This is a genomic window from Streptomyces lydicus, from assembly GCF_004125265.1.
Lineage (GTDB): Bacteria > Actinomycetota > Actinomycetes > Streptomycetales > Streptomycetaceae > Streptomyces > Streptomyces lydicus_C.
On sequence record NZ_RDTE01000003.1, the window covers coordinates 3,345,588 to 3,363,329 of the forward strand.

The 17,742-nt window shown below is 71.6% G+C and carries 15 protein-coding genes; 4 read left to right on the forward strand and 11 right to left on the reverse strand.

All coding sequences use genetic code 11. From position 1 onward, the window contains the following. Positions 1 to 36: 36 nt before the first annotated feature. Complete coding sequence (locus tag D9V36_RS16945; RefSeq protein WP_129294520.1) at positions 37 to 636, forward strand: response regulator transcription factor; 600 nt, start codon at positions 37 to 39, stop codon at positions 634 to 636. 101 nt (positions 637 to 737) lie between these two features. Here the strand turns inward: D9V36_RS16945 and D9V36_RS16950 are convergent, their stop codons facing one another. From D9V36_RS16950 to D9V36_RS16995, 10 genes are all read right to left on the reverse strand, one after another. Beyond that, positions 738 to 1,157 carry a cytidine deaminase gene (locus D9V36_RS16950; RefSeq protein WP_129294521.1) on the reverse strand — a complete coding sequence of 140 codons (420 nt, stop codon included), beginning with the start codon at positions 1,155 to 1,157 and terminating at the stop codon, positions 738 to 740. Then, positions 1,154 to 2,434 (reverse strand): ABC transporter permease, encoded by a 1,281-nt coding sequence (locus tag D9V36_RS16955; RefSeq protein WP_129294522.1) that lies wholly within the window; start codon positions 2,432 to 2,434, stop codon positions 1,154 to 1,156. The genes D9V36_RS16950 and D9V36_RS16955 overlap by 4 nt, the downstream gene beginning before the upstream one ends. After that, on the reverse strand, positions 2,431 to 3,573 hold the full coding sequence (locus tag D9V36_RS16960; RefSeq protein ID WP_129298470.1) for an ABC transporter permease: 1,143 nt from the start codon (positions 3,571 to 3,573) through the stop codon (positions 2,431 to 2,433). Before D9V36_RS16960 ends, D9V36_RS16955 begins: the two co-directional genes overlap by 4 nt. A 47-nt stretch (positions 3,574 to 3,620) precedes the next feature. Further along, a complete protein-coding gene (locus tag D9V36_RS16965) occupies positions 3,621 to 5,207 on the reverse strand; it encodes an ABC transporter ATP-binding protein (protein ID WP_129294523.1) in 1,587 nt (528 codons plus the stop codon). A 264-nt stretch (positions 5,208 to 5,471) separates the two neighbouring features. Next, positions 5,472 to 6,503 (reverse strand): BMP family lipoprotein, encoded by a 1,032-nt coding sequence (locus D9V36_RS16970; RefSeq protein WP_129294524.1) that lies wholly within the window; start codon positions 6,501 to 6,503, stop codon positions 5,472 to 5,474. 277 nt (positions 6,504 to 6,780) lie between these two features. Further along, positions 6,781 to 8,052 carry an amidohydrolase gene (locus D9V36_RS16975; protein ID WP_241720897.1) on the reverse strand — a complete coding sequence of 424 codons (1,272 nt, stop codon included), beginning with the start codon at positions 8,050 to 8,052 and terminating at the stop codon, positions 6,781 to 6,783. A gap of 235 nt (positions 8,053 to 8,287) precedes the next feature. Then, positions 8,288 to 9,502 (reverse strand): hypothetical protein, encoded by a 1,215-nt coding sequence (locus D9V36_RS16980; protein WP_431357677.1) that lies wholly within the window; start codon positions 9,500 to 9,502, stop codon positions 8,288 to 8,290. Between the two features lie 27 nt (positions 9,503 to 9,529). Continuing rightward, positions 9,530 to 10,459, reverse strand: coding sequence for an N-acetylneuraminate synthase family protein (locus tag D9V36_RS16985; RefSeq protein WP_129294525.1), 930 nt, complete (start codon positions 10,457 to 10,459; stop codon positions 9,530 to 9,532). Positions 10,460 to 10,575: 116 nt separating this feature from the next. Further along, complete coding sequence (locus tag D9V36_RS16990; RefSeq protein WP_129294526.1) at positions 10,576 to 11,799, reverse strand: acylneuraminate cytidylyltransferase; 1,224 nt, start codon at positions 11,797 to 11,799, stop codon at positions 10,576 to 10,578. A 56-nt stretch (positions 11,800 to 11,855) separates the two neighbouring features. Then, positions 11,856 to 13,190 (reverse strand): DUF6716 putative glycosyltransferase, encoded by a 1,335-nt coding sequence (locus D9V36_RS16995; protein ID WP_129294527.1) that lies wholly within the window; start codon positions 13,188 to 13,190, stop codon positions 11,856 to 11,858. 187 nt (positions 13,191 to 13,377) lie between these two features. On the opposite strand from D9V36_RS16995, the gene D9V36_RS17000 reads away from it, so the two are divergent. From D9V36_RS17000 to D9V36_RS17010, 3 genes are read left to right on the forward strand one after another with little or no spacing between them, the layout of a single operon-like run. Next, positions 13,378 to 14,358: a glycosyltransferase family 2 protein gene (locus D9V36_RS17000; protein WP_129294528.1), complete on the forward strand. Its 981-nt coding sequence runs from the start codon at positions 13,378 to 13,380 to the stop codon at positions 14,356 to 14,358. After that, entirely contained in the window at positions 14,358 to 15,713 is a 1,356-nt protein-coding gene (locus tag D9V36_RS17005) for a polysialyltransferase family glycosyltransferase (protein WP_129294529.1), read from the forward strand. The genes D9V36_RS17000 and D9V36_RS17005 overlap by 1 nt, the downstream gene beginning before the upstream one ends. Beyond that, a complete protein-coding gene (locus D9V36_RS17010) occupies positions 15,710 to 16,945 on the forward strand; it encodes an acyltransferase family protein (RefSeq protein WP_129294530.1) in 1,236 nt (411 codons plus the stop codon). The genes D9V36_RS17005 and D9V36_RS17010 overlap by 4 nt, the downstream gene beginning before the upstream one ends. 112 nt (positions 16,946 to 17,057) lie before the next feature. Here the strand turns inward: D9V36_RS17010 and D9V36_RS17015 are convergent, their stop codons facing one another. Next, a complete protein-coding gene (locus tag D9V36_RS17015) occupies positions 17,058 to 17,738 on the reverse strand; it encodes a TetR/AcrR family transcriptional regulator C-terminal domain-containing protein (RefSeq protein ID WP_129294531.1) in 681 nt (226 codons plus the stop codon). Between the last annotated feature and the right edge of the window lie 4 nt (positions 17,739 to 17,742).

The following is a 17,742-nucleotide window of genomic DNA, read 5'->3' on the forward strand; positions in this document are numbered from 1 at the left end:
CTGGTGCCACAGCAAACGCCCACGCAGAAAGTGGGGGTGGCGATCCACTCTCCCGACGCCCTCACCCGCGCCGGCCTGGCCAGCCACCTCCAGCACGACCGGCGCTTCTGCGAGACGTCCGCGGACCAGGCGGACGTGACCGTGGTCGTGGTGGACACCGCGAACGCCGCCACCCTCAGCCTGCTGCACAGCCTCTCCGCCTCCTCACAGGCACGCTTCGCGCTGCTGGTCGGACGGCAGTGGCAGGCCGACATCTTCGCCGCGGTCGACCGCGGGGTACGCGCCGTACTGTGGCGCGACAGCTTCACCCCGGCGGCCTTCTTCCAGGCACTGCTCACCGTCGCGCGCGGTGGCGGCAGCTTTCCCCCCGCCCTCCAGGGAACCCTCATGCGGCAGGTCCAGTGGACCCACCACGAGGTCCTCACGCCCCGCGGCCTGACCGCCTCCGGTGTCAGCCCCCGCGAGGTGGACGTCCTGCGCCTCATCGCGGAGGGCCTGGAGCTGTCGGAGATCGCAGAGAAGCTCGCCTATTCCGAACGCACCGTCAAGTACGTGCTCTATGGCCTGATGAAGCGTCTGAACCTGCGCAACCGGGCGCACGCGGTCTCCTACGCCCTGCGCACCGGGCTGATATGACCGGCCGGTCCGCCCGGGGAGTGCTCGGCAACCCCGCGACCGGTGCGTGTCTCCTGGAGCCCCGCACCGGTCAGGCTGCCGGCCCTGCACCCAACGGCCCGTCAGCCCACCAGATGCCCCGGCCCGAACGCGTCCGGCAGCAGCTCCGACAGTGGCCGGATGCCCGCCGCCGTGTCGACCAGGAGGTCCGGGCCGCCGTGTTCCCACAGGAGTTGGCGGCAGCGGCCGCAGGGGACCAGCAGCTCGCCCGCCCCGTCGACACAGGTGAAGGCGGTCAGGCGGGGTGCCGGTCCGTCGGTGGTGGTCCGGCCCGCGAACAGGGCGGAGACCAGGCCGCATTCGGCGCAGAGGGCGAGGCCGTAGGAGGCGTTCTCGACGTTGCAGGCGGCGATCGTGCGGCCGTCGTCCACGAGGGCGGCGGCGCCGACGGGGTAGCCGGAATAAGGGGCGTAGGCCCGGGACATCGCGTCCCGGGCCTGCGCGCGCAGTGCGGTCCAGTCGACCGGCACCGGTGGTGTCATGTGCCTTGTCCTCGGCGGTAGGGCTTGCCGTTCGCCTTCGGGGGCCGCAGTCGCTGGGCGGAGAGGGCGAGGACGAGCAGGGTGGCGATGTACGGGCTCGCCTCGACCAGTTCCAGCGGAACGGTGTCGGCCAGGAAGTACCAGCCTATGAGGACGACGGCCGCCACCGCCGACAGCGCGGCCTGGGTGCGCTTGGCGGCGCGCAGCTTCAGCAGCGCGATCACCGCGAGCAGCGCGGCCAGGCCCAGCAGCAGGGCGTGGACGGTCGGGCCGCCGCTGCGCAGCTGCATGGCGTCCATGAAGCCGAACAGGCCCGCGCCCATCGCGACGCCGCCAGGACGCCAGTTGCCGAAGATCATCGTGGCGAGACCGATGTAGCCGCGGCCGCCGGTCTGCCCGTCCTGGTAGAAATGCACCCCGATGGAGAGGAAGGCACCGCCGAGGCCGGCCAGGGCGCCGGAGACCAGGACCGCCGCGTACTTGTACGAGTACACGTTGACGCCCAGGGACTCGGCCGAGACCGGGGCCTCGCCGCAGGAGCGCAGCCGCAGGCCGAACGAGGAGCGCCACAGCAGGTAGAAGGTGCCGACGAACAGGCCGATGGTGAGCAGGGTCAGCCAGGAGACGTTGGTGACCGCCGCGCCGAGGATGCCGGCGACGTCGGAGACCAGGAACCAGTGGTGCGCCTCCAGCGAGTTCAGCGCGTCCGACAGGCCGGGGACGGTGAAGCTCGGCATGTCGGGCATCGGCGGGGACTGCTTGTCGTTGCCGCCGGCCAGCATGGCCGCGCTGCCCTCCTGGCCGAACAACAGGGTGGCCAGGTACTGGGTGGCGCCGAGCGCCAGGATGTTGACCGCGACGCCGGAGACGATGTGGTCGACGCCGAAGGTGACGGTGGCGACGGCGTGGATCAGGCCGCCGAGCGCACCGCCGGCGATGCCGGCCAGCGCCGCCGCCCAGGGGCCGTGCTCCCAGCCGACCCACCCGGCCGCGAACGAGCCGAGCATCATCATGCCTTCGAGGCCGATGTTGACCACGCCGGCCCGCTCGGCCCACAGGCCGCCCAGACCCGCCAGGCCGATCGGCACGGCGGCGCTCAGTGCGGCGCCGAACTGGCCGGCGGAGGTGAGGTCCGCGGTGCCGGTGACGGCCCGCAGGAGGGAGAGCGCGACCAGCGCGCCGGCGATGATCAGCAGGATCCAGGGGTAGGTCAGCTTGCGCCGCCCGCCCTTCCCGGGGACCGCGAGCTTCGTCGCGGTCTTGAGGTCCGTACTCACGCCGACACCTCCGGCTTGTCGCTCTTGTCAGACTTGTCGGCGTTGGTGGTGCGGGACAGGGCGGCCAGCTCCTCGCCGACCTTGCGCTGCTGCAGGCGCAGCCCGTAGCGGCGCACGATCTCGTAGGCGATGACGACGCAGAGCACGATGACGCCCTGGATGACGCCGACGATCTCCTGCGCGTAGCCCTCGAACTCCAGGCGGGAGCCGGTGCGGTCGAGGAACGCCCACAGCAGGGCGCCGAAGGCCATCCCGACCGGGTGGTTGCGGCCGAGCAGGGCGATGGCGATGCCGGTGAAGCCGATGCCGGCCGGGAAGTCCGTGCCGTACTGGAAGGACTCGCCGAGCAGGGTGGGCATGCCGACCAGGCCGGCCGCGGCACCCGACAGCAGCATGCTGCTGACGACCATGCGCTTGACGCTGACGCCGCTGGCCTCGGCGGCCGACTCGGAGGCGCCCACGGCGCGCAGGTCGAAGCCGAAGCGGGTGCGGTTGATACCGAACCAGTACAGCGCGCCGGCCAGCACCGCGATCACCACGAAGCCGTAGACCGGCTTGGGGTGGGTGGGGAAGGAGAAGAAGTGGCTGGATTCCGGGAGGAACTTGGTGTGCAGGAGGTTGCCGTCCTTGATGGCGAGGCGGCCGTCCTGCAGGAAGTAGCCGATGATCGAGGCGGCGATGGCGTTCAGCATGATCGTGGTGATCACTTCGCTGACGCCGCGGGTGGTCTTCAGCAGACCCGCGATGCCCGACCAGATCGCGCCCACCAGCATCGCGACGACGATGAGCAGGATGATCTGGATCGCGCCGGGGAGGGCGATGGCCCCGCCCACGGCCGCGGCCGCGAAGGCCGCCAGGCGGTACTGGCCGTCGACACCGATGTTGAAGAGGTTCATACGGAAGCCGATGGCGACCGCCAGCGCCGAAAGGTAGTACGGCACCGCCTTGTTGATGATCCAGACCTGGCTGTCGCTGTAGTGGCCGTAGTCGGCCATGATCCCGTAGGCCCGGAAGGGGTTCTCGCCGGACGCGAGGAACACCAGGGAGGAGATCACTATCGCGGCGACGATGGCCAGGACGGGCGCGGCGATCGCGAGGATCACCTTGTCGCGGGTGGCGCTCCTGGCGATGGCGTCCACGGCGGGGGTCTTGGCGGGGCCCTGGGGGGAGCTGGTCGTGGAGGTACTCACTTCTGCTCACCGCCCTGCTCGCCGGCGCCGTTCGGCGCACCGTCCTGGGACGCGCCGCCTTCCGGCGCACCGTCTTCCGACGCGCGGTCTTCCGAAGCGCCGTCCTCCGGCGCGGTGAGGTGGCCGCTGGCGGCACCGGTCATGGCGGAGCCCAACTCCTCCGGGGTGATGACGGCGGGGTCCGCGTCCGCGACCAGCCGGCCCCGGTACATCACCCGCAGGGTGTCGGACAGCCCGATCAGCTCGTCCAGGTCGGCAGATATCAGCAGCACCGCCAGGCCCTCGCGCCGCGCCTCGCGGATCTGTTCCCAGATCTGCGCCTGCGCGCCGACGTCGACCCCGCGGGTGGGGTGGGCGGCGATCAGCAGCTTGGGCCGGTGGCTCATCTCGCGGCCGACGATCAGCTTCTGCTGGTTGCCGCCGGAGAGCGAGGAGGCGGTGACCTCGATGCCGGGGGTGCGCACGTCGTACTCGGCGACGATGCGCGCGGTGTCCTTGCGGGCGCCGGCCAGGTCGAGCAGCCTGCCCTTGCTGTTGGGCCGCTCGGTGACATGGCCCAGGATGCGGTTCTCCCACAACGGGGCTTCCAGCAGCAGGCCGTGGCGGTGGCGGTCCTCGGGGATGTAGCCGACGCCGCCCTCGCGCCGGGCGCGGGTGGAGGCCCCGGACAGGTCGTTGCCGTCCAGGACGACGGTGCCGTGGTCGGGGGTGCGGGTGCCCATGACGGCCTCGACCAGTTCGGCCTGGCCGTTGCCCTCGACACCGGCGACACCCAGCACCTCGCCCTTGTGGATGGTGAAGGAGATGCCGTCCAGGACGGTGCGGACGACCCCGTCGGAGTCGGTCGCGGAGAGGTGGAGATCGCGTACCCGCAGCATCTCCTCGTCCGTGACGGTCGATTCGCGGGTCTCCGGGGACGGCAGTTCGCTGCCGACCATCAGCTCGGCGAGCTGCTTGGGCGTGGTCCCGGACGGCTCGACCGACGCCACGGTCGTCCCGCGGCGGATGACGGTGATGTCATCGGCGACCGACAGCACCTCGCCCAGCTTGTGCGAGATGAAGATGACGGTCAGGCCCTCGGACTTGAGCTCGCGCAGGTTGTCGAAGAGCGCGTCGACCTCCTGCGGGACCAGGACCGCGGTCGGCTCGTCGAGGATGAGGGTGCGGGCGCCGCGGTAGAGGACCTTGAGGATCTCCACCCGCTGGCGGTCGGCGACACCCAGGTCCTCGACCAGCACGTCCGGACGGATGTGCAGCCCGTAGGCGTCGGAGAGCTCGGCTATCTTCGCGCGGGCGCCGGCGCCGATGCCGTGCAGCTTCTCCGCGCCGAGGACGGTGTTCTCCAGGACGGTGAGGTTGTCGGCCAGCATGAAGTGCTGGTGGACCATGCCGATGCCGCGGGCGATGGCGTCGCCCGGGGTGTGCAGGGTGACCTGCTCACCGTCCAGCTCGATGGTGCCCTCGTCCGGCTTCTGCATGCCGTAGAGGATCTTCATCAGGGTGGACTTGCCGGCACCGTTCTCGCCGCAGAGGGCGTGGACGGTACCGCGGCGCACGGTGAGGTGGATGTCGTGGTTGGCCACGACGCCGGGGAACCTTTTGGTGATTCCGCGGAGTTCTACAGCGGGGGCGTCCGGGACGGCCCGGCCACTGCTCGTGGATGCTGCGTTGATGGCGCACTCCCCTCGGGGATGACGGTGCGGAAAGGACGAAGAAGCAAGAAAGCGGGACCGGAAGGTCACCGGGGGACGCGGGGACCGGCCCCCGGGCCGGCGCTGCGGGCGCCCGGGGTGGACCGTCGTCCCTGGCTGCGGCGCCTGGCTACAGCGCCCGGCTGCGGCGTCTGACTACGGCGTCTCCTTGACCTTCACCTTGCCCTCGATGATCTTCTTCCGGGCCGCGTCGATCTGCGGCTGGATGTCCTTGATGAAGCCGCCCGAGGTGGCGAGCGAAACGCCCTGGTGCTTGAGGTCGTAGGCGTGGATGCCGGTCAGCGGCTTGTGGTCCTCGTAGCTCTTGATCAGGTCGAAGACGGCCACATCGACGTTCTTCACGACCGAGGTCAGGATGTGGTTCTTGTACTTCGCCAGACCGGGCTGCTGGTACTGGTCGGAGTCCACCCCGATCCCCCAGACGCCCTTGTGCTTGCTGATCTCCTCGATCGAGCCGGCGCCCGACTGGCCGGCCGCCGTGTAGATCACGTCGATCCCGCTGTCGGTCATGCCCGCGGCCTTGGCCTTGGCGGCGCCCGGGTCGTTGAAGCCCTTGTCGTTGTTCGGGTAGAGGTACTGCGAGACGACCTTGGCCTTCGGGTCGGTGTCGCGTACGCCCTGCTCGAAGCCGGCCTGGAACTTCTGGATCAGCGCGTTGTTCACGCCACCGATGAAGCCCACCTTGTGGGTCTTGCTCTTCAGCGCCGCGGCGACGCCGGCCAGGTAGGAGCCCTCGTGCTCGGCGAAGACCATGGCATCGACGTTCTTGCCCTGCGGCACGGCGTCCACGACACCGAAGCTGGTGTCGGGGAAGTCCTTGGCGACGTTCTGCACGGACTGGCTGTACGCGAAGCCGACGCCGATCACCGGGTTGTAACCGGCCTCGGCGAAGGACGACAGCCGCTGCTCGCGGTCCGCCTCGGTCTCGCCGTTCTTGGCGGTGAGCATCTTGACGTTGACGCCCAGCTTCTTCCGGGCGTTCTCGGTACCGCGGGCGGCCGCCTCGTTGAACGAGTGGTCGTCCCGGCCGCCGATGTCGAAGGCCAGTCCGACGCCCGCGTGCTTGGCGCGATTGGCCTCGGCGAAGCTCTGTCCGCACGCGGTGGCGGTGAACGCGAGACAGGTGGTGGCGGTAGCCGCGGCGGCAATCCTGATGACCCGACGCACGGGGCCTTCCCTTCGCTCTAAGCGCCCCCTTTGGCGCTGGCTTGTGGGAGATTAACGCGCGTAGACCTGGCGCAAAACCCTCCACTGCGCGGACGTTATCGATTCGAGGCGTAGGGCACGTGGAGGAAACATGGGCGGCCGATATGCGAAGCCCGTCCCGACTAGCGGCCGGAACGGGGCGATATGCGCACATTAAGGTCAGTGGCCGGTTATGGGAACCGGTCATAGGGGGCAGAGCCGGGCAGTGCCGCCACGAGCGACCCCCGGCCACCTGGCCTCAGTCCGGAAGATCCCCGTCCAGCAGCGCGCAGGCCGTGAAGAGTTCCACGCCCACCCTGATGGCCTGTTCGTCGACGTCGAAGTCGCCTCGGTGCAGGTCGCGGCGGGTGGTGTCGGCGGGTGGGTGGACGCCGAGGCGGGCCATGGCGCCGGGGACGTGTTCGAGGTACCAGGAGAAGTCCTCGCCGCCGAGGGACTGCTCGGTGTCCTCGATGGCGCCCTCGCCGCGGCGGGCGGCCATCGCGGAATGCAGCAGCTGGACGGTGACCGGCTCGTTGACCACAGGCGGGACCCCGCGGACGTAGGTGATCTGGGACTTCGCGCCGTGCAGGGTGGCGACCTCGTCGATCGCGGCATGGACCAGGTCCGGGGCCTGCCGCCAGGCATCGAGGTCGAGGCAGCGGACGGTGCCGGAGAGCTCGGCGTGCTGCGGGATCACGTTGCAGGCGTGGCCGGAGGCCAGGCGGCCCCAGGTGACCGCGAGTCCGGCGCGGGCGTCGACCCGGCGGGAGAGCAGCGCCGGGACGTCGAGGGCGACCCGGGAGGCGGCGGTGACCAGGTCGGTGGTCAGGTGCGGGCGGGCGGTGTGGCCGCCGGGGCCGTCGAGGCCGACCTCCAGGCGGTCGCAGGCGGAGGTGATCGCGCCCACCCGCAGCCCGATCCGGCCGGCGTCGACGCGCGGGTCGCAGTGGACGGCGAGGATCCGGCCGACGCCCTCCAGCGCGCCGGACTCGATCGCGTCGGGGGCGCCACCGGGCAGCACCTCCTCGGCGGGCTGGAAGATCAGGCGGACCGGGCGGGGCAGGGCACCGGTGCGGGCCAGCTCGGCGAGGACCAGCCCGGCGCCGAGGACGACGGCGGTGTGGACGTCGTGGCCGCAGGCGTGGGCGCGGCCGGGGACCGTCGAGGCGTAGTCGACGGTCTTGGTGTCCGGGATGGGCAGGGCGTCGATGTCCGCGCGCAGTGCCAGCAGGGGGCGGGCGGGGTCGGCGGCGAGCGCGCGTCCGTCGGCCGTCGCGGCCGGGGTGCCGATATCGCAGATCAGGCCGGTGCCGGTGGCCAGTACCCGGGGCCGCAGACCGGCCCGCTCCAGCCGCTCCTTGAGCGCCGCGGTGGTCCGGAACTCCTGGTTGCCGAGCTCGGGGTGCATGTGCAAGTCGCGCCGGAACGCGCTGAGTTCGGCGCGCAGCGCGTCGGGGAGCGCGCCGGGGAGCTGGTCCCCGGCGGGAGTACGGGCGGTGCCGGCATCGCGGGAGATCGAGTGGTTCACCCGTGGAAGGTTACGGGCCTGGATGGGGCAACTGTCCCTCGATCAACAAAAGTTCAGCCCGTTAGGGGAAGAAAATCTAGGCCGCTCGGCGCATGGACGGTTTATGCGAAGGGTATGCAGTAGGGCTTCGTGCGCGGAGCCGTCGGCGTGGGCCCGCCACCTCGGCCCATCCCCACGTCCCTCCCCTTCGGCCCATCCCCTCGCCCCGTCCCCTCGACCGCGCCGGAGCCGGCCCTCAGCCGGCCGCCACCCGCTGGGTGAACGGAAGCCGCTGCACGTCGCGGGCGGTGCCGGTGACCCCGTCGAGAAAGCCCTGGGCGCGCGGTGAGGCGTGGGCCGTCAGCCACTCCGGGTCGATGTCGCAGACCGCGACCTTGACCTCGGTGCCCAGCAGGGCGAGCGGCAGGGTGTGCACGACGGTGGAGGGGAAGCTGACGATCAGCCGTCCGATGGGGCCGCGCCGGGCGATCAGTTCCAGCGGCAGGTCGGGGCGGACGATCTCCAGCCCCGTCTCCGTCACCAGCCGGCGCAGCTTGTCGGCGCTCTCCTTGCGGTGGGCGAAGTAGCGGGTGGCGCCGTGCGTACGGGCCAGGGCGGCGACGGCGGCCAGGTAGCGGCCGTCGTCCACGACCCCGGTCTCCACCAGCGAGGTGCCGACGATATCGGCGGCGCGGGTGAGCCGGGGCGGGCCGAAGCGGCCGCGGGTCCAGGCGAACTCGTTGGTGGTGACCTCGACGCCCGGAGGCACGTCGACGGGCATCGAGCTGAACAGGCCGACGGTGCGCCGGCCGCCCTCGGGCGCCGGCGTGAGCCGGCGCCGGGCGGTGGCCGAGAACGGCGCGAAGGCCAGGTCCCGCGCCCCGCGTCCGCTGCCGTTGCGGTGCCAGCGCACCAGCCGTTCGCCGCGGGCGAGTTGGGAGATGAACTCCATGGTGGCGGTGCCGTCGTCGACCACGACCAGATCGCGTGCCCGGGTGAGGGTGAGCAGCAGTTGGACGTAGCGGGAGAACGGGTCGCCGATGACGATGCGGCGGGCGCGGCGCAGCAGCGGGGTGAGCCCGCCGATGGTGCGCATCGGTGCGGTCGGGCCGCCGCGGGCCTCTTCCCAGCGCACCGTATGGCCTTCGTCGCGGGCGAGTTCGGCCATCCGGCGCAGCTGTCCGCGGGTCATCGGGTCCTGCGGGGAGAGCACGACGACGGTGAGCGCGGTGGCCTGTGCCGTGTACGCCCATTCCAGGACGTTCAGCAGCTGCACCGGGCTCTCGACGAAGGCGAGGGTGCCGTCGTCCCGGGCTGCGGCGTCCGGTCCGGCGCCGGTGCGTGCGGGCCGGGGCCGCTGCCGGGGCACCCCCAGGAGACGACGGGCGGGAGAACCCGCCGTCTCCTGGGGCGGGGCCCCGGCGCCAGGTGTGCCGGACCCGGCGCGGGCCCCTTCAGGTGAGCTCACCATCGCTCCCGTCGGTTCGCCCGGTGGCCGTCAGACCGCCGCCGGCTCGGCGCCGGCCTCGGCCTCGGCCACCACACCGGCGACCCGGCGCAGCTTCTTCATCGGGCCGAGCTCGCTCTCGTAGACCTTCTTGACGCCGTCGCCCAGGGACTCCTCGATGGTGCGGATGTCACGGACCAGGCGGGACAGGCCGCCGGGCTCGACGGAGGCGGCCTGGTCGGAGCCCCACATCGCGCGGTCGAGGGTGATGTGGCGCTCGACGAAGGTGGCGCCGAGGGCGACCGCGGCGAGGGTGGTCTGCAGACCGGTCTCATGGCCGCTGTAGCCGATCGGGACGTTGGGGTACTCGTCCTGCAGGGTGTTGATCATGCGCAGGTTGAGCTCTTCGGCCTTGGCCGGGTAGGTGCTGGTGGCGTGGCAGAGGAGGATGTTCTCGCTGCCCAGGACCTCGACGGCGTGCCGGATCTGCTTGGGGGTGGACATGCCCGTCGAGAGGATGACGGTGCGGCCGGTGGCGCGCATGGCGCGCAGCAGGTCGTCGTCGGTGAGCGAGGCGGAGGCCACCTTGTAGCAGGGCACGTCGAACTTCTCCAGGAAGGCGACGGACTCGACGTCCCACGGGGAGGCGAACCACGCGATGCCGCGCTTCTTGCAGTACTCGTCGATGGCGCGGTAGCCGTCCTCGTCGAACTCCACGCGGTGGCGGTAGTCGATGTAGGTCATCCGGCCCCAGGGGGTGTCGCGCTCGATGTCCCACTGGTCGCGCGGGGTGCAGATCTCCGGGGTCCGCTTCTGGAACTTGACGGCGTCGCAGCCGGCGTCGGCGGCGGCGTCGATCAGCGCGAAGGCGTTCTCCAGGTCGCCGTTGTGGTTGATGCCGATCTCACCGGTGACATAGACGGGGCGGCCGGGGCCGGCCTCGCGGGAGCCGAGGGTGCGGAGGCGGGAGTTGTTGCTCATGGGGAGATTCCTTCGTGTTGATCAGGGGTGTGCGGGTGGAACAGGTGGATCTGGTGAAACGGGGGTGAGCGGGGTGATCAGGAGGTGCGGGGGTGTTCAGGGGGTCTTGGGGTGGATTACAGGGACGGGCCCAGCAGCCAGGTGGCGATCTCGCGGATCGCGCCGCTGCCTCCGGGCTTGGCGGTGAGCGCGCGGGCCGCGCCGCGCACCACGTCGTGCGCGTCCGCGACCGCCACCGGCCAGCCGACGAGGTCGAAGCACGGGAGGTCGTTGACGTCGTTGCCGACGTAGAGCACCCGCGCGGGGTCGATGCCCGCTTCCTCGCACCACTGCTTGAGGGCGAGGTCCTTGCGGTCGATGCCGTGCAGGACGGGCACCTGCAGCTTGCGGGCCCGTGCGGCGACGACCGGGTTGGTCTCGGTGGACAGGATCAGCAGCTTCAGCTCCGCCTTGCGCAGGGCCGCGATGCCGAGGCCGTCGCCGCGGTGCACCGCGACGATCTCCCGTCCGTCGGCGTCGATCAGCACCCGGTCGTCGGTCTGGGTGCCGTCGAAGTCGAGGACGACGGCGTCGATGTCCTCGCGGGTCGGCAGGGCGCCGGGGCGCGGCGCGTCCAGCAGGGGCGCCAGCGCGCGGGCGCGGGCCAGGTCGTGCGGGTCGTCGATCTCCAGCACCCGGGCGGGGTCGGTGCGCACCAGCTCGGTGCGGCCGAAGAAGCGGTGGCCGCCGGCGCGGAAGCCGGCCGCTTCCATGGCGTAGGCGGCGCCGGTCTCCAGCAGGTCCTGGGGGCGGTCCTGGCGGCGCGGCCGGAAGGACTTGTCGTGGTTGACGCCGCGGCCGCCGTCGGTGGCCGCGGCGCCGCCCACCGCGGGTTCGGCGCCGCGCCAGACGAAGCCGTGGAACGGGGCCACGGTCAGCGCGCTGTCGGCGCCGCCCTCGACGACCGCCGCGGCGACGCCGTCGATGTCCTCGCGGGCGAGGAACGGGCTGGTGCACTGGACCAGCAGCACCGCGTCGACCCGGGCGCCGTGCTCGGCCTCGTAGGCGTCCATGGCGTGCAGGACGGCGGCCTCGCTGGTGGCGGTGTCGCCCGCGATGTCGCCGGGGCGCCGTACGACGACCGCTCCGGCGCCGCGGGCCGCGGCCGCTATCCCGGCGTCGTCGGTGGAGACCACGACATCGGTGACCAGGCGGGCGGCGCGGCACTCGCGGACCGCGCGGGCCACCAGGGGCACTCCCCCGACGGCGGCGAGGTTCTTGGCGGGCACGCCCTTGGAACCGCCGCGGGCGGGGATGACGGCCACCACGGTCGGCGGGGTGCTCTGCGGGTTCGGCGGCATGTCGGGCTCCTTTTGGGGGCCGTGCGGGCTCCGGGGGCGGGCGGTCGGCGGGAGGGTCACAGCTGCCCCCAGCGGCGGATGGCGGGGGCGACGCGCTGGACGCCGTGGCGGTAGGCGCCGCGGGCGGCCTCGCGGACCGTCTCCCGGGCGACCCGGCGCAGTCCGCCGGTCTCCTCGGGGGCGTCCGCGTAGCCGGCGATCGGCTCGCCGTGCGCGTCCAGGCCGTGCCGGGCGAGGATGCCGGGGAGGTAGCCGGGGGCGGTGCGGGGTGTGTAGTACGGGGTGATCGGCGGCAGCCGGTCGGCGGTGCGCAGCGCGGTGACCCGGGCGCGGGCGGCGTCGAAGGCCTGCTCGTAGTCCCCCTCGGCGGCGACGCCCTGCCGGGCGAGCCAGTCCGCGTCGGGCTCGGGGCGGTGTCCGGCGTCCAGCTCGTCCCAGGAGGCGAGGCAGCCGGAGCCGAGGAAGTGGTGGTTGCCCAGGACCTCGCGGACGCCGAGGTCGGTGAGGACGGCGGTGGGGATGCCGCGGTGCAGCGACTCCAGGGCGGCGGTCGAGCTGACCGTCACCATCAGGTCGGTGCGGTCCAGGACCTCGCCCATGTTGCCGTACACCAGGCGGCAGTTGGCGGGCAGCGGGCCGGGGGCCTTGGCCGCGAGCTTCTGGTAGGGCAGTTCCTCGATGTGGGTGGTGTGCTCGCCGGGCTTGCTGCGGAGCTTGATCAGCACCTCGCGGTCCGGGTGCTTACGGGCGTGCTCCACGGCCCGCCGCAGCAGGTAGGTCCGGTCGGCGCGGCTCTCCGGTACGGAGGGCTGGGCGGCGAACACCACGGTGTACGGCCGCTGTGTGCCGGTGGTGCCCGCACCGCGGTAGCGGTCGCCGCCGAGGAACGGCAGGGCGCATTCGACCACGCTGCCGTCGTCGGCGCCGACACCGCGGTAGACCTCGCGGAACCGGTCGGCGTCGTGCCGGGAGTTGGCGAGGACGACATCCGCGCCGTGCCGCAGCAGCAGCCCGTCGGCAAGCTTCTCGTAGACCACACCGACATAGCCGGTGACGACGACGGGGCGGGTCTGCGCTCCTCGCCAGGCGCGGGCGAGGCCGTGCAGCATCGCCTGCACCGCGCCGCCGACACAGGCCAGCACGACGACGTCGTAACGCGTACGGTCGACGGACCGGACGAAGTCGACGCCCCTGATTTCGCGCAGCGTGTCCGCACGGGCGCCGACCTCGTCGAGCTGTCGGACCGTGGGAGTGGCGCGGCCGCGGAGAAGGTAGCCGTCGAGCCGGATGTCCGATTGGATTCGGTACGCTGTCAAAGCGCCCCATTTCCATCGGGTATCCGAGTCGGCGAGTACGGCGACCCGCGGCGAAGAGTGGGTACGTGATGGCACGTCGAAGACGCTAGGAAGCCATTCCGTTTGGCGGGCCAACTGGGTCGCAACAAAGGGTTAACAGCGGGTCGACGAATGACTAACCGGCCCGATTGCCGACCCGGTTAACCATCCCGCCATTCTTCGTTCACCTTGAGGCCCGCACCCGGTAAAGACGAATGCCGCCCGCGCACCTAACGTCACCCGGGTGGTTAAGCTCTCCGTCATCGTGCCGTTCTACAACGTGCAGACATACGCGCCCGACACCCTGAAAAGCCTGGCGGCCAACGCCCGCGAAGATTTTGAATTCCTGCTCGTCGACGACTGTTCGCGCGACGAGACCCCGGATATTCTCGCGCGCGCCGAGCGCGAGCTGCCGGGCGCCAGAGTGCTGCGGCACGAACGCAACGGCGGCCTGGCCACCGCCCGGAACACCGGCCTGGACGCGGCCCGCGGCGAGTACCTCACCTTCCTGGACGGTGACGACTGGCTCGCGCCCGGTTACTACCCTCAACTCCTGGGCGCCATGGAGGAGTTGGGATGCGACTTCGTCCGCACCGACCACGTCCAGTGCACCGCCCGCGCCCGCAGCGTCCACCGGGTCCCGCACGGCCGGCGCGGGGTGGTGATGGACCCGCGCGAGGTGATCCTGCCCGCCGACCGCTCCACCTCCGTCGACTATGCCTTCGCCTGGGCCGGGATGTACCACCGCCGGCTGCTGGACGAGGGGGTGCTGCATTTCCGTGACGGACTGCGCACCGCGGAGGACCGCCCGTGGATCTGGCGGCTGCACCGCGAGGCGAAGTCCATGGCGGTGGTCGGGCTGCTCGGTGTTTTCTACCGGCGCGGAGTGGCGTCCTCACTGACCCAGATCGGAGATGTGCGGCAATTGGACTTCATTCGCGCCTTCGATCAGGTGATCGAGGAAACGGCGCAGGACCGCGATGCGGATCTTCTGCTGCCGAAGGCGGTGCGCACCTATTGCGCGATCATTTCCCACCACCTGGGTTCGATCGAACGTTTCGAACCGCAGGTCGCCCGTAAATTGCGCGCGATGAGCGCCGCGGCCCTGAAACGCATGCCGCAGGACGTACTGAAGGAAGCCCTGGATTCGATGGATGTGCAGCGTGCGTCCCGGCTGCGGCGGCTGCGCCGCCGTCCCTCCCCCGCGGCGGAGGTGGCCGCCTGATGTCCGCCCGACCGCGTACCCAGATCTTCATGGCCTCCACGCTCTACGGTGCGGCGACGCTCGCCGCCGCGCTGGACGCCGACTGCTTCGCACCGGCCGACCGCCGTCTGCTGCTGCTCAGCAACAACGCCACGACCCCGGAGACCAGCGCGTCACTGGACACCATGCCCGGCTTCGAGCGGCTGCGCGGCCGCTTCGACCGGGTGCTGTCCTGGAACGAGACGATCAGCCCCTTCCACCCCGGCGGCTGGTCGCCGCGCGCGGACGACGCCCCGCTGTGGGAGCGGCATCTGCGGCTGCTGTGGGGCCTGGGCGACGACCATGTCGAGCTGGTCGTGGAGTCCATCCAGGTCAACCCGGCACTGGCCCTCGCCCAGCTGTTCCCGGACGCGCCGATCGATGTCTACGCCGACGGCCTGATGAGCTACGGGCCCACCCGTAACAAGCTCGACCCGCTGATCGGCACCCGGATCAACCGCCTGCTGCACCTGGACCTGGTCCCGGGCCTGACTCCGCTGCTGCTCACCGAGTTCGACGTCGCGGCGCAGACCGTGCCCACCGACGCCTTCACCAAGGTGCTGGCCGAACTCTGTGACGCCAGTGGCGAGGTGGCGGTCCCGGAGGGCGCCGCGCTGCTGCTCGGCCAGTACCTCTCCGCGCTGGGCATCCTCACTCCCGAGGAGGAAGAGGAGCTGCACATGCGGATGGTGCGCGGCGCCGCCGAGCGCGGCCACCGCGAGATCGTCTTCAAACCGCACCCGTCCGCGCCGGCCCGCTGGTCGCGGCTGCTGGAGCGGGAGGCCGAGAAGCTGGACATCACGCTGACCGTGCTGGACACCCCGGTGCTGGCCGAAGTCCTCTACCAGCGGATGCGGCCCGCGCTGGTCGTCGGCTGCTTCTCCACCGCGCTGCTGACGGCGGCCACGTTCTACGGTCTGCCGACCGCCCGCACCGGCACCGGCCTGCTGCTGGAACGGCTCACCCCGTACCAGAACAGCAACCGCGTCCCGGTCACGATCGTGGACGCGCTGGTGCCCGACCTGGGCGACCGCAGCGAGCGCCCGCGCGCCCTCGCCACCCCCGAGAGCATCGAGGGCCTGGTCGCCGCGGTCGGCTATGCGATGCAGCACCAGATCTATCCGCAGCTGCGGCCGACCGCCGAGCGCTACCTCGCGGCGCACCTCGACCAGGTCACCTGGCGCTACTTCAAGCGCCGCCGGCTGACCGCGCTGGCACTGCCCGGCGCGATCCCCTCCCAGCTGTCGTTCCTGCCGCGCAATCCCACCGTCCGCAAGGTCGCGCGCCGCGCGCGTGCGGTGCAGCGGCGGCTGAAGAAGCGGGCCGCTTTCGGATGACCACGCCCCCGCTGACGACCGGCGCGCCGCCCCCCGCCGCGCCGGATCCCGTCACCACCGCCCCCCGGCCCGCGATACCGGGGCGCAGCGTGGGGGTCTCCCCGGCCCGTGAGGCCGGCGGAGGATCCTCGCGGCTGCGCGCCCTGGACGGACTGCGGCTGCTCGCCGCGCTGATGGTCGCCGCGTACCACTTCGGCGGCCGCAACGGCGAGATATCGCAGGCCTGGGGCGGCTCGCCCGCCCATCAATTCCCCACCGCCGCGCCGCTGTTCGCCTACGGCTGTCTGGGCGTGCAGATCTTCTTCGTGATCAGCGGCTTCGTGATCTGCCTCAGCGGCTGGGTCCCGCCCGTCGCCCACCACCACCCTTCAGTGGACCGGGCTACGCCCGGACAGCGACGATTGCGGGCCTTTGTCGCGTCGCGCATCTCCCGCCTCTATCCGGCCTATTGGGCCGCGATCCTGCTGGTCACCGCCGTCTTCGCGCTCCCCTGGGTCGCCTACAAGGCGCTGCCGCCCAGCGAGGTGCTGACCAACCTGACCATGCTGCAGCAGCCGTTGGGCGTGGACCGGGTGCTCGGGGTGTGCTGGACCCTGTGGGCGGAGATGCGCTTCTACGCCCTCTTCGCGCTCTGCGTCGTGCTGCCCGGTGCCACCCGCGGCCGGGTGGTGCTCTTCTGCGCGGGCTGGACCCTGGCGGCCGCGCTCGCGCAGGCCGCGCACCAGCCCTTCCTCGACACCGTGCTGATGCCCGAGTACGCCCCGTTCTTCATCGGCGGGGTGGGCCTGTACCTGCTGCACCGCTATGGCGCCCGCGATCCGATCGCCTGGGCGATCGTGCTGGTCAGCTGGCTGATCGGGCAGCATTACGCGGTCGCCGGGCTGTGGCACGCACCGTCGGCCACCGCGTTCTCCTACCGCTCGACCGCCGTCATCATCGCCATCGTCACCCTGGGGTTCGCCCTGGTCGCGGCGGTCGCCCTGGGCAAGCTGCGGTGGGCGAACTGGCGCTGGCTGACCGTGGCCGGCGCGCTGACCTACCCGTTCTACCTCGTGCACGAGCATCTGGGCTGGGTCGTGGTGCGGGCGCTGCATCACGGCCTCGGGCTGCCCTCGTACGCGACGCTGCTACTGACCGTCGCACTGATGCTGCTGCTCGCGTGGGTGCTGCACCGCTTCGTCGAGCGCCCGCTGACGCCCGTCCTGAGGCGGTCGATCAACCCGCGGCGCTGAGGCCGGGACGGGCGGGCGGACGAGGGAAGAGCGGGCGGGAGGGGGCGAGCGGACGGGCGGAAGGGCGGCGTCCCTGGCGCTGTGGCCGCCCGCCCGGCCGCCCCCGCCGCACTCAGCCCCGCGCCTCCGACCCCGACCCGGCCTCGATGCCCGCGACGATGATCCGCAGCCCGGCCTCGAAGCTCCGCTCCAGATCGCCGAACATCACCTGGCCGGCCTGCGCCGCGAGCGGAAAGTCCGGCCCGAGCTGCCGTTCGCGCTCCGACAGGTCATAGGCCGGGTCGCGGATCTCGCGCTGTCCGGGCACCGGGTGGACCGACTGTTCCTCGATCACCACGGCCACGGTGAAGTTGTACGCGGTCCACCAGGCCTGCGCGGCCTCGTCCAGCGTGAAGCCCGCCCCCGTCAGGCAGGACATCAGGAAGTCGAGCGCCTCGGCGGCGACGGTGCCGTCGGTCATCCGCGTACCGCTGAAGACCTTGGCACCGTCGCGGTAGCCGAGCAGTTCGCGGCGCACCCGCCGGCAGCTGTCGAGCAGCGTTTCCTGCCAGGTGCCGTCGTACGCGCCCATGCCGGGCCCCCCGCCCTCCGGGCTCCCGGTCATCCGCCGGGTCATCTCGGTGGCCATCTCGTCCAGCAGTTCCTGCTTGTTCTTGAAGTGCCAGTACAGCGCGGGGGCCTGGACGTTCAGCTCCTTGGCGATGCCCCGCAGGGTGAGCCCGTCGAGGCCGACCTCGTTCAGCAGCCGCAGTGCGGTGTCCACGACCTTTTTCCGGTCAATGCGCGAAACCATGTTG